5 protein-coding genes are annotated in these 4,996 nt (G+C 52.8%); all 5 read left to right on the top strand.

Annotated features, from left to right (window positions below):
* The coding region (locus HWQ67_RS12880; RefSeq protein ID WP_304413901.1) for a S16 family serine protease at nt 1-925 on the top strand (925 nt) is incomplete at its 5' end.
* Nucleotides 897-1,946 (top strand): thiamine-phosphate kinase, encoded by a 1,050-nt coding sequence (thiL, locus tag HWQ67_RS12875; RefSeq protein WP_218253095.1) that lies wholly within the window; start codon nt 897-899, stop codon nt 1,944-1,946. The genes HWQ67_RS12880 and thiL, both read left to right, overlap by 29 nt.
* The gene (locus HWQ67_RS12870) at nt 1,927-2,481 is read left to right on the top strand and encodes a DUF2062 domain-containing protein (RefSeq protein ID WP_218253094.1); all 555 of its coding nucleotides are present in this window, start codon (nt 1,927-1,929) and stop codon (nt 2,479-2,481) included. The genes thiL and HWQ67_RS12870 overlap by 20 nt, the downstream gene beginning before the upstream one ends.
* Nucleotides 2,478-3,812, top strand: a complete 1,335-nt coding sequence (rimO, locus tag HWQ67_RS12865) for a 30S ribosomal protein S12 methylthiotransferase RimO (RefSeq protein ID WP_218253093.1) — start codon at nt 2,478-2,480, stop codon at nt 3,810-3,812. The genes HWQ67_RS12870 and rimO overlap by 4 nt, the downstream gene beginning before the upstream one ends.
* Nucleotides 3,813-3,823: 11 nt before the next feature.
* Nucleotides 3,824-4,687: a site-2 protease family protein gene (locus tag HWQ67_RS12860; RefSeq protein WP_218253092.1), complete on the top strand. Its 864-nt coding sequence runs from the start codon at nt 3,824-3,826 to the stop codon at nt 4,685-4,687.
* Nucleotides 4,688-4,996: the final 309 nt, after the last annotated feature.

Genomic DNA, 4,996 nt, shown 5'->3' with positions numbered 1-4,996 from the left:
CAAGGACAGAATGGAGATCATATACCTCTCCGGCTACACGACCGAGGAAAAGATGGGCATAGCGCAAAACTATCTGATCCCCAAGCAGTTTGAAGAGCACGGCCTGACAACCGACATGCTGCGTCTGACCGATCCCGCCCTGCACCTGATGATCACACAGTATACGCGTGAGGCCGGGGTCAGAAATCTCGAACGTACCATAGCGAAACTGTGTCGCAAGGTTGCACGACAGATTGCTGAAGGTAAGGGCAAGAAATTTTCGGCAACCCCCAAGAACCTGATCAAGTTCCTTGGTGCTCCAAAATTTCTTCCGGAGGAAGAGATCAAAAAGGATGAGGTTGGCGTCTCCACGGGTCTGGCATGGACAGAGACCGGCGGTGATATCATATACGTTGAGGCCATCACGATGAAGGGCAAGGGCAATCTCACCATCACCGGACAACTTGGCGATGTGATGAAGGAGTCCGCACATGCTGCCCTGTCATACGTAAGGTCCAGGGCAAAAGACCTGAAAATAGACGACGACGAGTTCTCCAAGCGAGACATCCACATACACGTACCCGCCGGCGCCATCCCCAAGGATGGCCCCTCGGCTGGGATCACGATCACCACAGCGATTGCATCCGCACTGACCGGCATCCCCGTAAGCAAGAACATCGCCATGACCGGCGAGGTGACCCTCAGGGGAACTGTACTGCCCATTGGCGGACTCAAAGAAAAAACACTCGCTGCAAAACGCATGGGCATAAACAGGATCATAGTGCCAAAACGCAACGAAAAAGACTTCGACGAACTGCCAAAGTACATCAAAAAAGACATGGACTTCATCTTTGTCGAAACGATGGACAACGTCCTGGAAACGGCACTTAAGAGGCCAATAAAGAGGAAACGCACCGTTGAGCAATCAAAACCCGTTGAGGATTGATGGTGAACTCGCCCTCATAGAGCACATACGACAGCGTTTTACAAGAAAACAACCCGACGGCAGGGGCGGCAGGCTATCCGATGGTGGGCGGCAGGAGCTGCCAATTCTGATGGTTGGAATAGGCGACGATGCCGCAGTGCTGAGGGTTGGTGGCAAACATGTCCTGTTGACGACCGATGCCATGGCCGAGGGTGTTCATTTTGACATGGCCTTTGTAACGCCCTTTCAGGTTGGCCACAAGCTGGTGTCGGTCAACGTCAGCGATATCTATGCGATGGCCGGCAGACCGGCATACATGTTGCTGACAATGAGCATCCCTGCCGCTAGGATGGCTGAGACAGATGGTTTCATCGCCGGATTTTTCGACGGTGTTGAAAGTGCCTTGGAGACCTATGCGGTGGAGTTGATTGGAGGGGATATCACATCCTCTGGAGGCGGAATTAATTTATCGGCAACGCTTATTGGGTTTGCCCAAAGCCCTGCCCTCAGAAGTGGGGCAGTGGTCGGAGACAGAATATATGTTACGGGCAACCTTGGGGATTCGGCCTGCGGATTGCACCTGCTACGGAGGATTAACAGACCGGTGGCCATAGAACAGACAGAAACGATAAATACCCCACTTGCGTGGCATGTTATGGAGCCGCTGTTGCGCAGACACCTGATGCCTGTTGTCAGCGCCCCGGTGGGCACAGAGAGGGTCAACGCAATGATGGATATCAGCGACGGCCTGTCGATAGACCTGCGCAGGTTGTGTGAACACAGTGGCGTTGGGGCCAGGGTGTATGAGGCAAATCTCCCGCAGTCGCCTGCAATGACTGAGGCGGCGGCATTTCTGGAACTCAATCCAACCATGTTGGCACTGTGCGGGGGGGAGGACTACCAATACCTCTTTACCTCACCTGAGTCAGTGCCAGGGTGTCGGTGCATCGGGGAGATCACTGAAAGCGGGTTCGTCTTTATAGACACATACAAGAAAGAGCGGGAGTTGATAAGGTGTGGGTATGAGCACTTCAAGAATTAAGGCAAAACTCAAGGAGTTCATGGGGATAAAGGATTCGCCCATGAAGGTAGCAGTATCTTTTGGGATTGGAACACTTATAGCCTTCTCCCCCTGGGTGGGGTTACATACGGTGTTGGTCATTATCCTGGCTATGGCGTTTAAATTAAACAAGGTGGCGATATTGACGGCGGCCTATATTAACAACCCCTTTACCGTTGTTCCGATCTCTACGTTTTGCATTTGGGTGGGGATGAAGCTCATGGGGATGGAGGCAGCCAACATTACGATTGATTTTAGTAACCTTACGCTATCAAACGTGATGGGTGTCTTTGGTGTGTTGCTGATGCCTTTTATCTGGGGGTCATTGTTTGTCTCCGTGATAGCCGCTGTCTTGTCGTTTTTTATAGTCCTGCATATCTTTCGCCTGAAGCGGCGTATGCGTGAAACCACCCCTGTTGATATCCTCAACCCGGCGGATTACGTCGATGAACTTCCCCCTGTCGATTGTGTCGTGGAGGACAAGCTCACTGTCGGGGATGACGGCGGGGGGAATTGACAACCCACACACAAATGCCTTACGTCACACTGGTAACCCTTGGGTGTCCCAAGAATCAGGTTGATTCGGAGCACCTGCTGAGGGCCCTGCACAGAGAGGGCATATACAACACCGATTCGGTTGAGGATGCGGGCATAATCCTGGTCAACACGTGCGGCTTTATCAACGATGCCAAGGAGGAGTCCATCAACGAGGTCATCACCCTGGCGCAACACAAGGGGGCGGATAGGAAGCTGGTGGTCTTTGGCTGTCTCAGCCAGCGTTACAAGGACGAACTGGTAAAGGAGCTGCCGGAGATCGATGCCATCTGGGGGGTTGACAAGACCGCTGAGATCGTGCGCTACTGCAAGGACACACTAAGCCCTGGTGTCAGACCTGCCCCTGGGGGTCAGCGACCCATGGCTCAATTTGCATCCCATACTATCCCGTCGGGGATGACAGGCGGGGGGCTGTATGCCTACATAAAGATAGCCGAGGGGTGTAATCGCCCGTGTGGTTACTGCGTGATCCCTGCCATCAGGGGTGGGTTCAGGAGCGTCCCCGCCGCCGCCGTCATAGCGGAGGCCGAGGCCTGTGTAAAGGCCGGTAAGAAGGAGTTGATCCTCGTTGCGCAGGACCTCACCTACTATGGCAAGGACATCGGATATGACCTGCCGCATCTTATCTGTGACATTGCCGCCATAAGCGGGGATTTCTGGATACGGTTGCTGTACCTTTATCCCACATCGCTCAGTGACGCCCTCCTTGAGGTCATAAGCGCTCAGGACAAGGTCTGTAAGTACCTCGACATTCCGTTGCAGCACTCAGAGGACAAGGTGTTGCGTGCGATGGGCCGTGCCGGAGGCAGGAGATACTATGCCGACCTGCTACGGAGGTTGAGGCGAGACATCCCTGACGTGGCGCTGAGGACGACCTTTATCGTTGGATATCCCGGAGAGACGCAGGAGGATTTTAACGGCCTCAAGGCCTTTGTCGGTGAGGTGGGGTTTGACTGTCTGGGGGTCTTTGCCTATTCCGATGAGGAGGGCACGGCGGCTTACCAGTTGCCGGATAAAGTATCTGAACGCATCAAGAAAAAAAGACTGGATGAGCTGATGTCCATGCAGGGGCAGATATCCTACGAGCGAAACGCCCGGTACGTTGGCAGACGCTTTAGGGCGCTTATAGATGAGACCACAGCCGAACTGACCATAGCCCGTCTGTACTGCCATGCCCCTGAGATCGATGGCAGTGTGCTCATACGGGGACAGTCGCCCGCAAAGGTGGACGACTTTGCAGACGTTGAGATAACCTCTGCCCTGCAATACGACCTGGTTGGATGTCTGGCGTAGGCGTTACTTGTATGCATAGTCTGGCATTTGTCGTAAACAACGTGCTGAGGAAGCTGACTGCCATGCACGTAATCCTCTTTTTACTGACGTTTGTCTCTACGCTCATAGCGGGCGCACTGCAGAAGGGGATCAATCCCCTCGATGACCCCGGCAGGATATATGAGGGCTTACCCTTTGCCATGACACTCCTCTCCATACTGCTGGCACATGAGCTGGCACACTACATGGCATCCATCAGCCATGACACGATAGCCACGTTGCCGTACTTTATACCCGGACCATCCATCTTTGGCACCTTCGGGGCATTTATCAAGATGAAGTCGCCCATAACCACACGCACTGCCCTGATAGACATAGGGGCCTCCGGGCCGATAGCCGGTTTTCTTGTGTCGTTGGTGGCGGTTGTGTTTGGGTTGTTTTACTCCGACGTGGTGGAGGTAACCGATGGCTTGGCCTTTGAGCTGGGTGATTCGTTGTTGTTTTACCTGTTGACAAAGATTATTGTAGGGACGCCCCCGGAGGGGTTTGACATACTATTGAGTCCGATTGCGTTTGCCGGTTGGATAGGGTTTCTTGTCACGTCATTGAACCTGTTGCCAATTGGGCAACTGGATGGCGGACACATCGTCTATGCCATTGAAAAGGATATACACACCTGGGTGTCCCGGGCGTTGCTCGTGGTGTTGAGCGTATCAGGCATCTGGCTCTGGACTGGTTGGTTGACCTGGGCGTTGTTGTTGCTCATACTTGGGATACATCATCCGCCGGTGCTCTTTAGCGACATCCCCCTTCAGCCGTCAAGGAAAAAGACCGCCTTGGTCTCCCTGTCCATCTTCATCCTGACATTCATTCCACAACCATTTAAAATGCCATAGAGCAAGTGTATATAGCCTTTTTTTGCTATCTTCTTTATATATTTCATGGTAACTATACTTTTATGCATCTTGGATTCCTGGTCAAGCCAGGAATGACACACTTGGAAAACGCATGTAACTGTCATTCCTGCGAAAGCAGGAATCCATGCCTTTTAACCGCGGAATAAAATTTACCCTGTTTTTTAAAGAGGATACTATTGTATACTGAAATGACGCAGGTTTTTTCAGGCATGATATTTGAGTGTGAAATAATGGGGTCAAGGGGACTGGTCCCCTTGCGGGGGGTTCTGAAGGGGGGCGGAGCCGCCC

It is taken from the genome of Candidatus Magnetobacterium casense, assembly GCF_019173545.1.
GTDB classification, from domain to species: domain Bacteria; phylum Nitrospirota; class Thermodesulfovibrionia; order Thermodesulfovibrionales; family Magnetobacteriaceae; genus Magnetobacterium; species Magnetobacterium cryptolimnobacter.
This window is presented reverse-complemented; position numbering and strand designations above follow the sequence as displayed.